General features: G+C 76.4%; 15 protein-coding genes. 11 read left to right on the top strand and 4 right to left on the bottom strand.

Going from position 1 to position 15,133, the window contains the following annotated elements; all coding sequences use genetic code 11:
• Both lspA and ACRYMN_RS14015 read left to right on the top strand, forming a co-directional pair.
• Complete coding sequence (gene lspA, locus ACRYMN_RS14020) at positions 1-543, top strand: signal peptidase II (protein ID WP_432496199.1); 543 nt, start codon at positions 1-3, stop codon at positions 541-543.
• Positions 536-1,459, top strand: a complete 924-nt coding sequence (locus ACRYMN_RS14015) for an RluA family pseudouridine synthase (protein WP_432496196.1) — start codon at positions 536-538, stop codon at positions 1,457-1,459. Before lspA ends, ACRYMN_RS14015 begins: the two co-directional genes overlap by 8 nt.
• Here ACRYMN_RS14015 and ACRYMN_RS14010 read toward each other — a convergent pair.
• Positions 1,414-2,478 carry a hypothetical protein gene (locus ACRYMN_RS14010; RefSeq protein WP_432496193.1) on the bottom strand — a complete coding sequence of 355 codons (1,065 nt, stop codon included), beginning with the start codon at positions 2,476-2,478 and terminating at the stop codon, positions 1,414-1,416. The two genes, ACRYMN_RS14015 and ACRYMN_RS14010, sit on opposite strands and share 46 nt — an antisense overlap.
• Before the next feature lie 300 nt (positions 2,479-2,778).
• Between ACRYMN_RS14010 and dnaE the strand changes: the two genes are divergently transcribed.
• Together dnaE and ACRYMN_RS14000 are read left to right on the top strand one after the other, a co-directional pair.
• The gene (dnaE, locus tag ACRYMN_RS14005; RefSeq protein ID WP_432496190.1) at positions 2,779-6,324 is read left to right on the top strand and encodes a DNA polymerase III subunit alpha; all 3,546 of its coding nucleotides are present in this window, start codon (positions 2,779-2,781) and stop codon (positions 6,322-6,324) included.
• Complete coding sequence (locus ACRYMN_RS14000) at positions 6,321-6,824, top strand: hypothetical protein (RefSeq protein ID WP_432496187.1); 504 nt, start codon at positions 6,321-6,323, stop codon at positions 6,822-6,824. Before dnaE ends, ACRYMN_RS14000 begins: the two co-directional genes overlap by 4 nt.
• A 60-nt stretch (positions 6,825-6,884) precedes the next feature.
• On the opposite strand, the gene ybaK is transcribed toward ACRYMN_RS14000, so the two are convergent.
• On the bottom strand, positions 6,885-7,400 hold the full coding sequence (ybaK, locus tag ACRYMN_RS13995) for a Cys-tRNA(Pro) deacylase (RefSeq protein WP_432496185.1): 516 nt from the start codon (positions 7,398-7,400) through the stop codon (positions 6,885-6,887).
• Positions 7,401-7,461: 61 nt separating this feature from the next.
• On the bottom strand, positions 7,462-8,151 hold the full coding sequence (locus tag ACRYMN_RS13990; RefSeq protein ID WP_432496182.1) for an LON peptidase substrate-binding domain-containing protein: 690 nt from the start codon (positions 8,149-8,151) through the stop codon (positions 7,462-7,464).
• Positions 8,152-8,274: 123 nt separating this feature from the next.
• On the opposite strand from ACRYMN_RS13990, the gene hisD reads away from it, so the two are divergent.
• From hisD to ACRYMN_RS13955, 7 genes are all read left to right on the top strand, one after another.
• The gene (gene hisD / locus ACRYMN_RS13985) at positions 8,275-9,588 is read left to right on the top strand and encodes a histidinol dehydrogenase (RefSeq protein WP_432496256.1); all 1,314 of its coding nucleotides are present in this window, start codon (positions 8,275-8,277) and stop codon (positions 9,586-9,588) included.
• On the top strand, positions 9,585-10,223 hold the full coding sequence (locus tag ACRYMN_RS13980; protein ID WP_432496180.1) for a hypothetical protein: 639 nt from the start codon (positions 9,585-9,587) through the stop codon (positions 10,221-10,223). The genes hisD and ACRYMN_RS13980 overlap by 4 nt, the downstream gene beginning before the upstream one ends.
• 39 nt (positions 10,224-10,262) lie before the next feature.
• Complete coding sequence (locus ACRYMN_RS13975) at positions 10,263-11,408, top strand: histidinol-phosphate transaminase (RefSeq protein WP_432496177.1); 1,146 nt, start codon at positions 10,263-10,265, stop codon at positions 11,406-11,408.
• Positions 11,405-12,004, top strand: coding sequence for an imidazoleglycerol-phosphate dehydratase HisB (hisB, locus tag ACRYMN_RS13970; RefSeq protein WP_432496175.1), 600 nt, complete (start codon positions 11,405-11,407; stop codon positions 12,002-12,004). The genes ACRYMN_RS13975 and hisB overlap by 4 nt, the downstream gene beginning before the upstream one ends.
• Complete coding sequence (hisH, locus tag ACRYMN_RS13965) at positions 12,001-12,642, top strand: imidazole glycerol phosphate synthase subunit HisH (RefSeq protein WP_432496172.1); 642 nt, start codon at positions 12,001-12,003, stop codon at positions 12,640-12,642. The genes hisB and hisH overlap by 4 nt, the downstream gene beginning before the upstream one ends.
• Positions 12,643-12,670: 28 nt before the next feature.
• Positions 12,671-13,420, top strand: a complete 750-nt coding sequence (priA, locus tag ACRYMN_RS13960) for a bifunctional 1-(5-phosphoribosyl)-5-((5-phosphoribosylamino)methylideneamino)imidazole-4-carboxamide isomerase/phosphoribosylanthranilate isomerase PriA (RefSeq protein ID WP_432496169.1) — start codon at positions 12,671-12,673, stop codon at positions 13,418-13,420.
• 110 nt (positions 13,421-13,530) lie between these two features.
• Complete coding sequence (locus tag ACRYMN_RS13955; RefSeq protein ID WP_432496166.1) at positions 13,531-14,274, top strand: SseB family protein; 744 nt, start codon at positions 13,531-13,533, stop codon at positions 14,272-14,274.
• Between the two features lie 50 nt (positions 14,275-14,324).
• Here the strand turns inward: ACRYMN_RS13955 and ACRYMN_RS13950 are convergent, their stop codons facing one another.
• A complete protein-coding gene (locus ACRYMN_RS13950) occupies positions 14,325-14,903 on the bottom strand; it encodes a DoxX family protein (RefSeq protein WP_432496163.1) in 579 nt (192 codons plus the stop codon).
• Positions 14,904-15,133: the final 230 nt, after the last annotated feature.

Genomic DNA, 15,133 nt, shown 5'->3' with positions numbered 1-15,133 from the left:
ATGACCGCGCCCCCGCCCGCCGCCCGCCCGCGCCGCACCGCCCACGCGCTGGTGCTGGCGCTGTCCGTGTACGCCCTGGACCAGGTCACCAAGGTGCTGGCCGTGGCCCACCTCGAGCCGGGAGTGCGCAGGCCGCTGCTCGGCGAGGTGCTGCAGCTGCACCTGATCCGCAACCCGGGGGCGGCCTTCAGCTTCGCCACGGGCGCCACCTGGGTCTTCACCGCGGTCGCGCTGGCGGTGGTGGTCGCCGTGCTGGTGCTGGCGCGCCGGCTGCGCAGCACCGGCTGGGCCGCGGCTCTCGGCTTCCTGCTCGCCGGTGCGGCGGGCAACCTCACCGACCGCCTGCTGCGCCAGCCGGGCTTCGCGCGCGGGCACGTCGTGGACTTCCTCGAGCTGCCGAGCTGGCCCGTCTTCAACGTGGCCGACGCGAGCATCTGCTGCGCCGCGGTGCTCATCGCGGTGATGACGCTGCGCGGGGTGGGCCTGGACGGCTCCCGCGAGCAGCGCGGCGCCCGAGCGGCGGGGGAGGGCTCCCGTGCCTGAGGTGCGCAGCCTGCCCGTGCCCGACGGCCTCGAGGGCGAGCGCGTGGACGCCGCCCTCTCCCGCCTGCTGGGCCTGTCGCGCACGCGCGCCGCCGAGATCGCCGCCGCCGGCGGCGTGCTCGTCGACGGCGCCGTCGTGGGCAAGTCCGACCGGGTGCGCGCCGGCGCCTGGCTCGAGGTGGAGGTGCCCGACCCGCCGTCGGCGCCGGCCGTGGTGGCCGAGCCCGTCGAGGGCCTGGTGGTCGTGCACGACGACGAGGACCTCGTCGTCGTCGACAAGCCGGTGGGCGTGGCCGCCCACCCGAGCCCGGGCTGGACCGGGCCGACGGTCGTGGGGGGCCTGGCCGCCGCCGGCTACCGCGTGGCCACCTCCGGGGCCGCCGAGCGCCAGGGGGTCGTGCACCGCCTGGACGTGGGGACCTCCGGGCTGATGGTCGTCGCCAAGAGCGAGCACGCCTACTCCGCGCTCAAGCGCGCCTTCAAGGAGCGCACGGTCGAGAAGGTCTACCACGCGCTCGTGCAGGGCCACCCGGACCCGCTGCGCGGCACCATCGACGCCCCCATCGGCCGCCACCCGGGCAGCGCGTACCGCTTCGCGGTCACCGCGGACGGCAAGCCGTCGGTGACCCACTACGAGGTCCTGGAGGCCTTCCGCGCCGCCGCCCTGGCCGAGGTGCACCTGGAGACCGGCCGCACGCACCAGATCCGCGTGCACTTCTCGGCGCTGCGCCACCCGTGCGTGGGCGACCTGACCTACGGCGCCGACCCGGTGCTGGCCGCGCGCCTGGGGGTGGGGCGGCAGTGGCTGCACGCCGTCCGGCTGGGCTTCGAGCACCCGGGCACGGGGCGGCCGGTGGAGTTCACCAGCTCCTACCCCGACGACCTCGCCACGGCCCTGGCCCGGCTGTCCGACTGAGCCGCCGGGACGCGCCCGCCCGGGCGCGCCGGCCGTCCCCGCCGCACCGGGCGGGCGGCCGGTCGGTGCGACGCTGCGGGCCCATGCACCGCCGCGGACCCGTCGACCGGTGCGACCGCCGGGGCGGCCGGCCCGGCGGAGCCCGCGAGGTGCACGCGCGCGTAGCGGAAGCCCACCATGCGCTGGAAGTGGCGCAGCCCGTTGGTCAGCTTGAGCGGGGGCGTGGCGTCGAGCAGGTGGCGCACCCCGCGCCGCGCCAGCTCGTCCACCAGGTGGGCCAGCGCGTAGTAGCGCGCGTCGCTCTGCGCGGGTCCGGAACCGAGCGTGCGGAAGTAGCGCAGCGAGCCCCACTCCCCGGCCGTGGGCGTCACCGACAGCAGCACCGGCTCCCCGGCCACCTCCGCCACCAGCCACAGGTCGTGCTCGAGCACCTCGCTGTTGTCCGGGTCCTCGCTGCGGTAGCGCGCGTCGCGGTGGGCGCGCTCGGCCGCCTCGGCGCGCACCAGCAGCTCGCGGCGCTCGGCGGGGTCGTGCACGAGCCGCCAGGTGGTCCCGCGCCGCTCGGCCGCGCGCACCTTGCGGCGCAGCGTCTGCCGCGAGGCGCCGTCGCGGTACGCGCCGGGGGTCGCGGGCACCTCGAGCACGGCCAGGCCGGCCGCGCCCACGGGGACGAGCCCCAGGTAGCGCTGGGTCAGTGCCGCCCGCAGGGTGAGCCCGCCGGGCGAGGCGTCCGTGCGCACCCCCAGCCGGGGCAGGCGGGCGATCGCCACGGCGGTCGGGAGCACCTGCAGCGGGTGCCGCGCGGCCAGGCCCACCAGGCGGACCTTCGCGCCGCCCAGCACCCCGGCGCGCTCCGCGGGCCGCTGCAGGGCGTCGACGCAGCGCGTGAAGCGGTCGGCGAGCGCGGGTTCGGCGGTGCCGGCGTCGAGGTGCCGCACGAGGCGCCGCACGAGGAGCCGGGAGCGGTGCCCGGCGGCGGAGCGCGACCCCCGCGGGGTCGTCCCCTGCACTGCTGCCATGCCCGCCGTCTCCTCCTCGCCGCGTCCCCGGGGCCCGTGTCGGCCCCCGGCTGCACCACGGTGGCAGCAGCGCGCGCCGGTCGGCGCCCGCCGCCGCCCGCCGGCACCCGTCCGGGCGAGCAGGACCACCCGTCGGGACCACGGCGCGCCGGACCGTGCGCGCGGGGCGTCGCGGGCTCGGGCGCCGCGGGGTGCGACCCGGCCGCCGGGGTCGTCGGCGAGGCTGACCGCCACTGTCCCCGGCGGCGCCTACCATCGAGGCCGCACCACCCGCCGCACCGCTCCAGGAGGCGCCAGACCATGGCATCCGCCGACTCGTTCGCCCACCTGCACGTGCACACCGAGTACTCGATGCTCGACGGTGCGGCGAAGGTCGACGACCTCTTCCGCGAGGCCGCCGCGATGGGGATGCCCGCGGTGGCCACCACCGACCACGGCTTCGTCTTCGGCGCCTACGACTTCTGGAAGAGCGCCAGGAAGCACGGCGTGAAGCCGATCATCGGCGTGGAGGCGTACCTGACGCCGGGCACCGCGCGCCAGGACAAGACGCGCGTGAAGTGGGGCGACCAGTCCTCGCGCCCGGGCGACGACGTCTCGGGCGCGGGCTCGTACACCCACATGACGATGCTGGCCGAGAACACCGCCGGCATGCACAACCTCTTCAAGATGAGCTCGCTGGCCTCCCTGGAGGGCTTCCTCTACAAGCCGCGCATGGACCGCGAGCTGCTGAGCACCTACGCGCAGGGCCTGATCGCCACGACCGGCTGCCCCTCGGGGGAGGTGCAGACGCGCCTGCGGCTGGGCCAGTACGACGAGGCGCGGGCGGCGGCGGCGGAGTTCCGCGACATCTTCGGCGCGGGCAACTTCTTCTGCGAGCTGATGGACCACGGCCTGGACATCGAGCGGCGCGTGCAGGACGACCTGCTCAAGCTCGCCAAGGACCTCGACCTGCCGCTGATCGCCACCAACGACCTGCACTACACGCGCGCCGAGGACGCCCAGGCGCACGCGGCGCTGCTGTGCGTGCAGTCCGGCTCGACGCTGGCGGACCCCAAGCGGTTCAAGTTCGACGCCGACGAGTTCTACCTCAAGAGCCCGGCGGAGATGCGCCACCTGTGGCGCGACCACCCCGAGGCGTGCGACAACACCCTGCTCATCGCCGAGCGCTGCGAGGTGGAGTTCACCGAGTCCACCGGCGCCTACATGCCGCGCTTCCCCTGCCCGCCCGGCGAGGACGAGGAGAGCTGGTTCGTCAAGGAGGTCTGGAGCGGGCTGGCGCACCGCTACCCGGGCGGCATCCCCGACGACGTGCGCAAGCAGGCCGACTACGAGATCGAGGTCATCACCTCCAAGGGGTACGCCGGCTACTTCCTCGTCGTCGCCGACTTCATCAACTGGTCCAAGGCCAACGGCATCCGCGTCGGCCCGGGCCGCGGTTCCGGCGCCGGCTCGATGGCCGCCTACGCCATGAAGATCACCGACCTGGACCCGTTGCGGCACGGGCTGTTCTTCGAGCGCTTCCTGAACCCCGAGCGCATGTCGATGCCCGACTTCGACGTCGACTTCGACGAGCGCCGGCGCGGCGAGGTCATCCAGTACGTCGTGGAGAAGTACGGCACCGACCGCGTCGCCCAGATCGTCACCTACGGCACCATCAAGGCCAAGCAGGCCGTGAAGGACTCCTCGCGCGTGCTGGGGTTCCCCTTCGCCATGGGCGAGCGCATCACCAAGACGATGCCGCCGGCCGTGATGGGCAAGGACATCCCGCTCTCGGGCATCTTCGACCCGGCCCACAAGCGCTACTCCGAGGCCGGGGAGTTCCGCGAGCTGTACAAGAGCGACCCCGAGGTCGTGCGCGTCGTCGACACCGCGCGCGGCCTGGAGGGGCTCAAGCGCCAGTGGGGCGTGCACGCCGCCGGCGTCATCATGTCCTCGGACCCGCTGATCGACCTCATCCCGATCATGAAGCGCGAGGCCGACGGCGCGATCATCACCCAGTTCGACTACCCGACGTGCGAGACGCTCGGGCTGGTCAAGATGGACTTCCTGGGCCTGCGTAACCTCACGATCCTCGACGACGCGCTGAAGAACGTCGAGCTCAACGGCAAGGACCCGGTGGACCTGGAGTCCCTGGAGCTGACCGACCCGGCGACCTACGAGCTGCTCGGGCGCGGCGACACCCTGGGCGTCTTCCAGTTCGACGGCGGCCCGATGCGCTCGCTGCTGCGGCTGATGCGCCCGGACAACTTCGAGGACATCTCCGCCGTCGGCGCGCTGTACCGCCCCGGGCCCATGGGCGCCGGCTCGCACACCGCCTACGCGCTGCGCAAGAACGGCCAGCAGGAGATCACCCCGATCCACCCGGAGCTCGAGGAGCCGCTGAAGGAGATCCTCTCCACGACCTACGGCCTGATCGTGTACCAGGAGCAGGTCATGTCGATCGCGCAGAAGGTCGCCGGTTACACCCTGGGCAAGGCCGACCTGCTGCGCCGCGCGATGGGCAAGAAGAAGCGCGAGGTCCTCGACGCGGAGTACGTCGGGTTCGAGGCCGGCATGAAGGAGAACGGGTTCTCCGCCGCCGCCGTCAAGGCGCTGTGGGACATCCTCGTGCCCTTCTCCGACTACGCCTTCAACAAGGCGCACTCGGCCGCCTACGGGCTGGTGTCCTACTGGACGGCCTACCTGAAGGCGAACTACCCGGCCGAGTACATGGCCGCGGTGCTCACCAGCGTGCGCGACGACAAGGACAAGTCGGCGCTGTACCTCAACGAGTGCCGCCGCATGGGCATCCGGGTGCTGCCGCCGGACGTGAACGAGTCCAGCGCGAACTTCACCCCGGTCGGTCACGACATCCGCTTCGGGCTCACGGCGATCCGCAACGTCGGCGCCAACGTCGTCGACGCGGTCGTCGCCGCGCGCGAGGAGCGCGGCCGCTACGAGTCGTTCACCGATTTCCTCACGAAGGTCCCGGCGGTGGTGTGCAACAAGCGCACCATCGAATCGCTCATCAAGGCGGGCGCCTTCGACTCCCTGGGGCACCGCCGCCGCGCCCTGGTGGCCAAGCACGAGGACGCCGTCGACGCCGTCGTGGACGTCAAGCGCAACGAGGCCATCGGCCAGTTCGACCTGTTCGCCGGCCTGGGCGGCGGGGACGACGGCGCCGACGGCGGCGGCTTCACCGTGGAGATCCCCGACCTGCCCGAGTGGGAGAAGGGCGAGCTGCTCGCGCACGAGCGGCAGATGCTGGGCCTGTACGTCTCCGACCACCCGCTCTTCGGCCTGGAGCACCTGCTGGCCAACGCCTCGGACTGCTCCATCGCCTCGCTGACGGCGGACGACTCGCGCCCGGACGGCTCCCAGATCACCGTGGCCGGGATGATCACGAGCCTGCAGCGCAAGATGACCAAGCAGGGCAACCAGTGGGCCATCGTCACGGTGGAGGACCTCGAGGGCGCCATCGAGTGCCTGTTCTTCCCGCAGGCCTACCTCACGGTCGCCCCGCTGCTCGCCGAGGACCTCGTGGTGGTCGTCAAGGGGCGCCTGAACCGCCGCGACGAGGTGCCCACGATCTACGCCTCCGAGCTGCAGGTGCCCGACGTCAGCGCCACCGACGGGATGCCGGTGACCGTCTCGCTGCCCACCGCCCGGTGCACCCCGCCGGTGGTCGAGCGCCTGCGCGACGTGCTGACCACCCACCCGGGCACCACCGAGGTGCGCCTGCGCCTGACGCGCGCCGGCGGGGGCTCGGGCACCCTCATGCGCCTGGACGACGCGCTGCGCGTGACGCCCAGCCCGGCCCTCTTCGGCGACCTCAAGGCCCTGCTCGGCCCGACGTGCCTGGTGTGAGGCCGGGCCCGACCGCCCCGCCCGCGCCGGACGGCTCCGCCCGGGCGCCGGGGACGCGCCTGCCGCTGGCCCTGCTGGTGGGGCAGGCCGCCGGCGGCGCGCTGCTGGGCGTGCTGTGGTGGGCGCTGGCGCGCCGGCCCTCGGCTGCGCTGGTCGGCGAGCCGGTGCTGACCTCCGCCGCCCAGTACCCCGTCGCGCGCGACGGCTCCTTCGCGGTCCTGACCGCCCTGGCGGGGGCAGTGGCCGCCGTGGTGGTGCTGCGCCGCGCCGGCGAGCGCCCCGTCCTCGTGCTGCTCGCCGCGCTGGCCGGTGCCCTCTCGGGGGCGCTGCTGACCGTCGCGGTCGCCGGGGTCCTGCCGCCGGCGGACCCGGGCGAGGCCGCGCACGTGTCGGTGCACGCCTGGTCGGTGGTGCTCGTGCAGCCGCTGGTCGTGGCCGCGCTGGTGGCGCTGGTGACGCTCGCCGGGGCGCTGGCCGACTGGGTGCGCGCCGAGCGCTGAGCGCGGCGCCGGGCGCGGTCGCGCCGGGCGCGGTCGGGCGCGGTCGGGCGAGGTCGAGCGTCAGGCGCGGGCGATGCGCGCGCAGCGCCCGCCGGTGGCCGCCAGCAGGTCCTGCGGCGCCAGCTCCACCTGCAGCCCGCGCCGCCCGGCGCTGACCAGGACGGTGGGGAACCGGGCGGCGGACTCGTCGACGAGGGTCGGCAGCGCCGTGCGCTGGCCGAGCGGGCTGATGCCGCCGAGCACGTACCCGCTGGAGCGCTGCGCGCGGGCGGGGTCGGCCATGGCCGCCGCCCTGCCGCCGGCGGCGGCGGCCAGCGCCTTCAGGTCCAGCTGCGAGGCCACCGGCACCACGGCGACCACGAGGCGGCCGTCGACGTCGGCCAGCAGCGTCTTCAGGACGCGCTCGCCGCTGACGTCCACGCCGGCCGCGCGCAACGCCCGCACGGCCTCCTCGCCGTAGGCGGTGGTGCCCGCCTCGTGCGGGTACGGGTGCACGGTGTGGGGGGTGCCGCGCTCGGCGAGCAGGCGCAGCGCGGGCGTGCCCGCCTCCGCGCGCGGTCCGCGGTTCCTGGCCACGCTGGTCCTCCGGGGGTCGGGGCCTCGGGTCGGGGTCGGGCCCCTGGTCGGGGTCGGGCCGCTAGTTGGGGTTGGGCCGTCCGCCGGGCAGCTCCGAGGCCGGCACGGTGCCCAGCGCGGCGATGAGGGCGCTCTCGCGCTTGAGCAGGGCCAGCTCCTCGCGCAGCCGCGCGCGGGTGTCGGGCGCCTCCAGCAGCCGCTGGCGCTCGGCCAGCGGCAGGACCGCGGCGGCGGCCACCAGGTACGACAGGACCGAGGGGTCGGCCGGGGCGGTGGCGCCGCCGATGCCCAGCTGCTCGCGGTACTCGGCGAAGCGGCGCTCGACAGCGGCGGCCAGCGCCGCCACGTCCGCGGGCACCGGCGCGTCCTCGGCGTCGTCCTCGTCGTCCTCGTCCTCGCCGTACGGCTCGACCAGGCCCGTCAGGTACGGGGTGCCGGCCTCGTCGTCCAGGCCGAGCAGGCGGAAGCGCGTGGCCCCCACGGTGACGATCTCGTAGCGCCCGTCCTCGAGCTCGGTGACCTCGCGCAGCAGCGCCACGCAGCCGACGTCGTGCAGGGCCAGCGCGCCGCCCTCGCCCACCTCGTGGCCGGCGCGGATGGCCACCACGCCGAAGCCCTTGAGACCCTCGCGCTCCTCCGCGACGAGGTCCTGCACGAGGCGCCGGTAGCGCGGCTCGAAGACGTTCAGCGGCAGGACCAGGCCGGGGAAGAGCACGCTGCCGAGGGGGAAGAGGGGCAGGCGCTGGGGCACGCGCCGGAGTCTAGGGCCGCCGGCGGGCCCGGTCCCGGGCGGCACCGCCGTCCGTACACTTCTGCTGTGACCCCCGCCGCCCAGCCCGACGCCCCGGCAGCCGCCGCGGGCACCCTCCGCGCGCTGCGCCGCACCGACCTGCGCGGGCGCACCCTCGACGCGGTGGCCCTGCGCGCGGTGCTCCCGCGCGCCGGGGTCGACGTGGCCGCCGCGCTGGCCACCGTCGCGCCCATCTGCGAGGACGTGCGCGCCCGCGGCACCGCCGCCCTGCTGGAGCTGACCGAGCGCTTCGAGGGCGTGCGGCTGACGCACGTGCGCGTGCCCCGCGAGGCGCTGCGCGAGGCGCTGGCCGGCCTAGACCCGCAGGTGCGCGCGGCCCTGGAGGAGAGCGCGCGCCGCGCCCGCCTCGTGCACGCCGACCAGCGCCGGCCGGACACCACCACCCGCCTGGCCGACGGCGGCACCGTCACCGAGCGCTGGGTGCCGGTGGCGCGCGTGGGGCTGTACGTGCCGGGCGGGCGGGCGGTGTACCCCTCCAGCGTCGTGATGAACGTCGTGCCCGCCCAGGAGGCCGGGGTGGCCTCGATCGCCGTGACCAGCCCGGCGCAGCGCGACCACGGCGGCCTGCCGCACCCGGCCGTCCTGGCGGCGTGCGAGCTGCTGGGCGTGGAGGAGGTCTACGCCGTCGGCGGGGCGCAGGCGGTGGCGATGTTCGCCTACGGCGCGCGCGACGCCGACGGCGAGGTCGTCGTCGCCCCGGTCGACGTGGTCACCGGCCCGGGCAACATCTACGTCGCCTCCGCCAAGCGCTACGTGCAGGGCGTGGTGGGCATCGACTCCGAGGCGGGTCCCACCGAGATCGCCGTGCTCGCCGACGACACCGCCGACCCGCGCCACGTCGCGGCCGACCTCGTCAGCCAGGCCGAGCACGACCCGCTGGCCGCCGCCGTGCTCGTGACCCCCTCCGAGGCGCTGGCCGACGCCGTCGACGCCGCCCTGGCCGAGCTGGTGCCCGCGGCCAAGCACGCCGCCCGCATCGCCGAGGCCCTGGCCGGCAGCCAGTCCGGCGTCGTCCTGGTCGACGACGTCGACGCCGGCCTGGCCGTGGTGGACGCCTACGCCGCCGAGCACCTGGAGGTGCAGACCGCCGACGCGCGCGCGGTCGCCGCCCGGGTGCGCAACGCCGGCGCCGTCTTCGTCGGCCCCCACTCGCCCGTCTCGCTGGGCGACTACTGCGCCGGCTCCAACCACGTCCTGCCCACCGGCGGCACCGCTTCGCACGCCGGCGGCCTGGGCGTGCAGACCTTCCTGCGCGGCGTGCACGTCGTCGACTACGACGAGGCCGCGCTGCGCGAGGTCGCCGAGCACGTCGTGGCGCTGGCCGAGTCCGAGGACCTGCCCGCGCACGGGCGGGCCGTCACCGCGAGGTTCGCGTGAGCCGGCCCGGCGAGCCCGGCGAGCGACCCGGCGACGGACCCGGCGAGCGACCCGGCGGGGAGCCGGGGGAGGACCCGGGCGAGGACCTGGGCGAGGGCCTGGGCGAGGACTTCGACTTCGACGCCGCCTTCGAGCGCGAGTTCGGCCCCGCGCGGCCGGTGCGCTCGGTGCTCGTCGTGCCGGTGGCCGACGCGCGCAAGCTCGCCGAGGTGTGCACGGTGGCCGGGGTGCGCGCCCACGTCGTGCCGGTGCGCGGCGTCGGCTGCGTCCTGGTCACCGAGGACCCCACCACGGGCGAGCGGGACGCGCGGGCCCTGTCGCAGGCGGTGCGCCGCGCGGAGGTGCTGCTGCTGACGGTGGGCGAGGACTCCATCGAGGGGCAGAGCTGGACCGCCGGCGAGCGCGGCACCGACCCGCGCCCGGGGCTGCTGCTGTCGGTGTGGCCCGACCAGGTGCAGCAGCTCGTGCTCGGCCGCGTCGACCCCGCGCGGGCCGCCGGCGCCGCGCAGGGCGGCGAGGGCAGCCGCATCGGCGCCTTCTGGAAGCTCTTCCGCCGCGACGCCGGCCCGGGCGCGGACGGCTCCGGCGAGGACGGCCCGGACGGGCCCGGCGCGACGGGCCCGCGGCGCCCCTGAGCGTCCCGCGCGGACCCGGCGTTCTGGGAGGATGGCGCCGTGAGCACCGGAACCGCCCGACCGCCGAGCAGGGCCACCGCCCTGGAGGACCTGCCGCTGCGCGAGGACCTGCGCGGTGAGCACCCCTACGGCGCGCCGCAGCTGCAGGTGCCGGTGGTGCTCAACGTCAACGAGAACCCGTACCCGGTGGCCCCCGAGGTCGTCGCCGACATCGCCGACGCCGTCGCGCGCGCGGCCACCGGCCTGAACCGCTACCCGGACCGCGAGTTCCTCGACCTGCGCGCCGACCTCGCCGCGTACCTGCGCCTGGAGTCCGGCGCCGACCTCGCGCCCGAGCAGGTGTGGGCCGCCAACGGCTCCAACGAGGTCATGCTGCACGTGCTGCAGGCCTTCGGCGGCCCGGGCCGCACCGCGCTGAGCTTCGCGCCGACGTACTCGATGTACCCGGAGTACGCCCGCGACACCCTCACCCGCTGGGTCGCCGGCCGCCGCGCGCAGGACTTCACCCTCGACGTCGAGCACGCGCGCGCGCAGGTCGCCGAGCACCGCCCCTCCGTGGTGCTGCTGGCCAGCCCCAACAACCCCACCGGCACCGCGCTGCCGCTGAGCACGGTCGAGGCGGTCCTCGACGCCGTGGACGCCCTGCCGCGCCCGGCGGTCGTCGTCGTCGACGAGGCGTACGGCGAGTTCCGCCGCGCCGGGGTGCCCAGCGCGCTGGAGCTGCTGCCCGCCCACGGCAACCTCGCCGTCTCGCGCACCATGAGCAAGGCGTTCTCCCTGGCCGGCGCGCGCGTGGGCTACCTGGCCGCGGCCCCCGCGCTCGTCGACGCGCTGCGCATCGTGCGCCTGCCGTACCACCTCTCGGCGGTCACGCAGGCCGTCGCGCGCGCCGCGCTGAAGCACTCCGCCACCCTGCTGTCCACCGTCGCCGAGCTGCGCGCCCGGCGCGACGAGACCGTGCAGTGGCTGCGGGGCCGGGGGCACGAGGTCGCCGAGTCCGACGCCAACTTCGTGCTCTTCGGCACCTTCGCCGACCGGCACGCGGTGTGGCGGGGGCTGCTGGAGCGCGGGGTGCTCATCCGCGAGACGGGCCCGGAGGGCTGGCTGCGGGTGAGCGTCGGAACAGCGGCGGAGATGGCGGCGTTCCGGCAGGCGCTGACCGAGGTCGACGAGGAGGAGAAGTGAGCCGCACCGCGCGCGTGGAGCGCAGCACGTCCGAGTCCAGCGTCCTGGTCGAGCTCGACCTCGACGGCACCGGGCGCACCGAGATCGACACCACGGTGCCGTTCTACGACCACGTGCTCACCGCGCTGGGCAAGCACTCGCTGGTGGACCTCACCGTCCGCGCCAAGGGCGACACCCACGTCGACGTGCACCACACGGTCGAGGACACCGCCATCGTGCTCGGCCAGGCGTTCCGCCAGGCGCTGGGCGACAAGCGCGGCATCCGCCGCTTCGCCGACGCCACCGTCCCGCTGGACGAGGCGCTCGCGCACGTCGTCGTCGACGTCTCCGGCCGTCCCTACTGCGTGCACACCGGCGAGCCGCCCGGGCAGGAGCTGCACCTGATCGGCGGGCACTTCACCGGCTCGCTGACCCGCCACGTGCTGGAGAGCTTCGCCTTCCACGCGCAGATCGCGCTGCACGTGCGCGTCCTGGCCGGGCGCGACCCGCACCACGTCGTCGAGGCGCAGTTCAAGGCGCTCGCCCGCGCGCTGCGCTACGCCGTCGAGCCGGACCCGCGCGTGCAGGGCGTGCCGTCCACGAAGGGGGCGCTGTGAGCAGGAGGGTCGTCGTCCTCGACTACGGCTTCGGCAACGTGCGCTCGGCCGTGCGCGCCCTGGAGCGGGTGGGCGCCGACGTCGAGCTGACCGCCGACAGGGGCGCCGCGCTGGAGGCCGACGGGCTGCTCGTGCCCGGCGTGGGCGCCTTCGCCGCCGTCAACGCCGGTCTGCGGGCCATCGACGGCGCCGGCATCGTCGACAAGCGCCTGGCCGGCGGCCGGCCCGTCCTGGGCATCTGCGTGGGCCTGCAGGTGATGTTCGAGACCTCCACCGAGCCCGGCGGCGGCGTGGCGGAAGGGCTGGGCCAGTGGCCCGGCACCGTCGAGCGCCTGCCCGCGCAGGTCGTGCCACACATGGGCTGGACGCCGGTGCAGCCGCCGGCGGGCTCGGTGCTCTTCGACGGCGTGGAGCACGAGCGCTTCTACTTCGTGCACTCCTACGCCGTGCAGCGCTTCGACCTGGTCGACACCACCGGCGGTCGCGTGCAGGCGCCGCGCGTGACGTGGGCCGAGCACGGCGCGCGCTTCGTGGCCGCCGTGGAGAACGGCCCGCTGTCGGCCACGCAGTTCCACCCCGAGAAGTCCGGCGACGCCGGGGCGCAGCTGCTGCGCAACTGGGTGGCCTCGCTGGGCTGAGCCGCGCCGGCTCGTAGACTGCCCGCCCGTGACCAGCGCCACCCCCGCCGCCCCGCGGCTCGAGCTCCTGCCCGCCGTCGACGTCGCCGACGGCCAGGCCGTCCGCCTCGTGCAGGGCGAGGCCGGCAGCGAGACCTTCTACGGCTCCCCCCTGGACGCCGCCCTCGCGTGGCAGGAGGCCGGTGCCGAGTGGATCCACCTCGTCGACCTCGACGCCGCCTTCGGGCGCGGCTCCAACCGCGACCTGCTCGCCGAGGTCGTCGGGCGCCTGGACGTGGCCGTGGAGCTCTCCGGCGGCATCCGCGACGATGCCTCCCTGGAGGCGGCCCTGGCCACCGGCTGCCGCCGCGTCAACCTCGGCACCGCCGCCCTGGAGGACCCGGCCTGGACCCGCTCGGCCATCGCCCGCCACGGCGACCGCGTCGCGGTGGGCCTGGACGTGCGCGGCACCACGCTGGCCGCGCGCGGCTGGACCCGCGAGGGCGGGGACCTGTGGGACGTGCTGGCGCGCCTGGACGCCGACGGCTGCGCGCGCTACGTCGTCACCGACGTCACCAAGGACGGCACCCTGCGCGGGCCGAACACCGAGCTGCTGCGCGAGGTGTGCGCGCGCACCTCCGCCCCCGTCGTCGCCTCCGGCGGCGTCTCCAGCCTGGAGGACCTGCGCGTGCTGCGCGAGCTCGTGGAGGTCGGCGTCGAGGGCGCCATCGTCGGCAAGGCCCTGTACGCCGGCGCCTTCACCCTGCCGCAGGCGCTGGACGTGGCGGGCCGGCCCTGACCGGCCCGCTGGGCGCACCCGGCGAGCCCGGCGAGCCCGGGGAGCCCGGGGAGCCCGGGGAGCCCGGGGAGCCGGGGGAGCCGGGCGCCGGCGGTGCCGACTCCGCCGGGGTGCCCTGGGCAGGGCGGACCCTGCTGCCCAACCCCTTCACCGGCGACGAGGGCCGTCGCGCCCCCGGCCTGCAGCGCGCGCTGGGCGAGTGGAGCGCCGCGCGCGGCGCCGGCGCCGGCGCTGCGGACCTGCTGCGCGCGGAGGCGCGCGTGGTGGCCCAGCTGGCCGCCGCGCGCGTCTTCGCGCCCGTCGTGGCCGTCCTGGGCGAGCGCGACGTCGTCGCGGCCGGCCCGGCGGGGGACAAGAGCGCCGACATGGCGTTGGCCCTGCTGACGCAGCCGGACGGGCGGCGCGGCCTGCCGCTGTTCACCGACCTGGCGGCCCTGGCCGCCTGGCGCTCCGACGCCCGGCCGGTGCCGGTGGCCGCCGCGCGCGCGGCCCTGTCGGGGGTGCAGGAGGGCTGCGAGGTGCTCGTGCTCGACCCCGCCGGCCCGGTGCGCTTCGTGGTGCGCCGCACGGCGCTGTGGGCGCTCGCGCAGGAGCGCGAGTGGGTGCCGGCCCCCTTCGACGGCGTCGTGGAGGCGGCGGTGGCCGAGGCGCTGTCCGCCGTGCCGGCCGTGCGGGGGGTGCGGCTGGAGGCGGCGAGCGGTGCGGAGCTGCGCCTGGTGCTGGGGGTGGCCCCGGGCCTGGACCGCCCCGCGCTCGACGAGCTGACCGCCCGCGCCGGGCACCTGCTCGGCGCCTCCGACGTGGTGGCCCAGCGGGTGGACTCCCTGGAGCTGCGCCTGCTGCCGGCCCCCTGAGGGCCCGCGAGGGCCCCGGCCTCCGCCGGGACCTCGGGGGGCGGGGGCCGTCAGGACGCGACGGGCTCGTCGGGGGAGTCGCCGGAGGTGCTCGCCGACCCCTGCGCCGACGCGTCCGCGGCCACGGTCGCCTGCCGCTGGCGGATGGTCAGCGCCGCGCCCGCGCCGGCGGCCAGCAGCGCGACCGCCGGCATCCAGGGCCGGTTCAGCGCGTGGCCCAGGGCGTGGTCCAGGGACAGGCGCCCCGGGCCCGAGACGGCCAGCGCCGTGCTGGCCAGCGCCAGCACCGCCGGGTACTCCAGCCCGCCGGAGGTGGACCAGAAGCCGTTGGGGGCGTGCACGGTGGCCGCGGCCGCCATGGTCGCCGCGGCGGTCGCGCCGGCGGCCGGGGTCGCCAGGCCCAGGGCCAGCAGCGCCCCGCCGCCCGTCTCGCTCAGCCCCGCCAGCAGCGCGCTGCGCCCGCTGGGGCGGAAGCCCATGGCGTGCATGGCGCCGCGGGTGCCCTCCAGACCGGGCCCGCCGAAGGCCCCGAACAGCTTCTGCGCCCCGTGGGCGGCCAGGGTGCCACCCACGCCCAGTCGCAGCACCAGCCGTGCCAGGTCGCTGCGCGTGCTCGCCGTGCTGCTCATCGTCTCGCCCTCCTCCCGCGGGGCGCTCGCCCCGGTCCTGCGACACCCAACCACCCCCGCCGCACGGCGGCGCGGCGGCGAGGTCGTGCGGAGGCGCAGCGGCGCAGTGGCGAGGTCGTGCGGCGGCGTACCGGCCGCGGGGGGGGGGGGGGGGGGGGGGGGGGGGGGGGGGGGGGGGGGGGGGGGGGGGGGGGGCGGGGGAGGGGGGGGGGGCGGGGCGGGGGGGGGCG

It is taken from the genome of Kineococcus gypseus (assembly GCF_050871305.1).
Lineage (GTDB): Bacteria > Actinomycetota > Actinomycetes > Actinomycetales > Kineococcaceae > Kineococcus > Kineococcus gypseus.
Note: the sequence above shows the minus strand (reverse complement) of the source record. Positions and strands in the feature narration are given on the sequence as shown.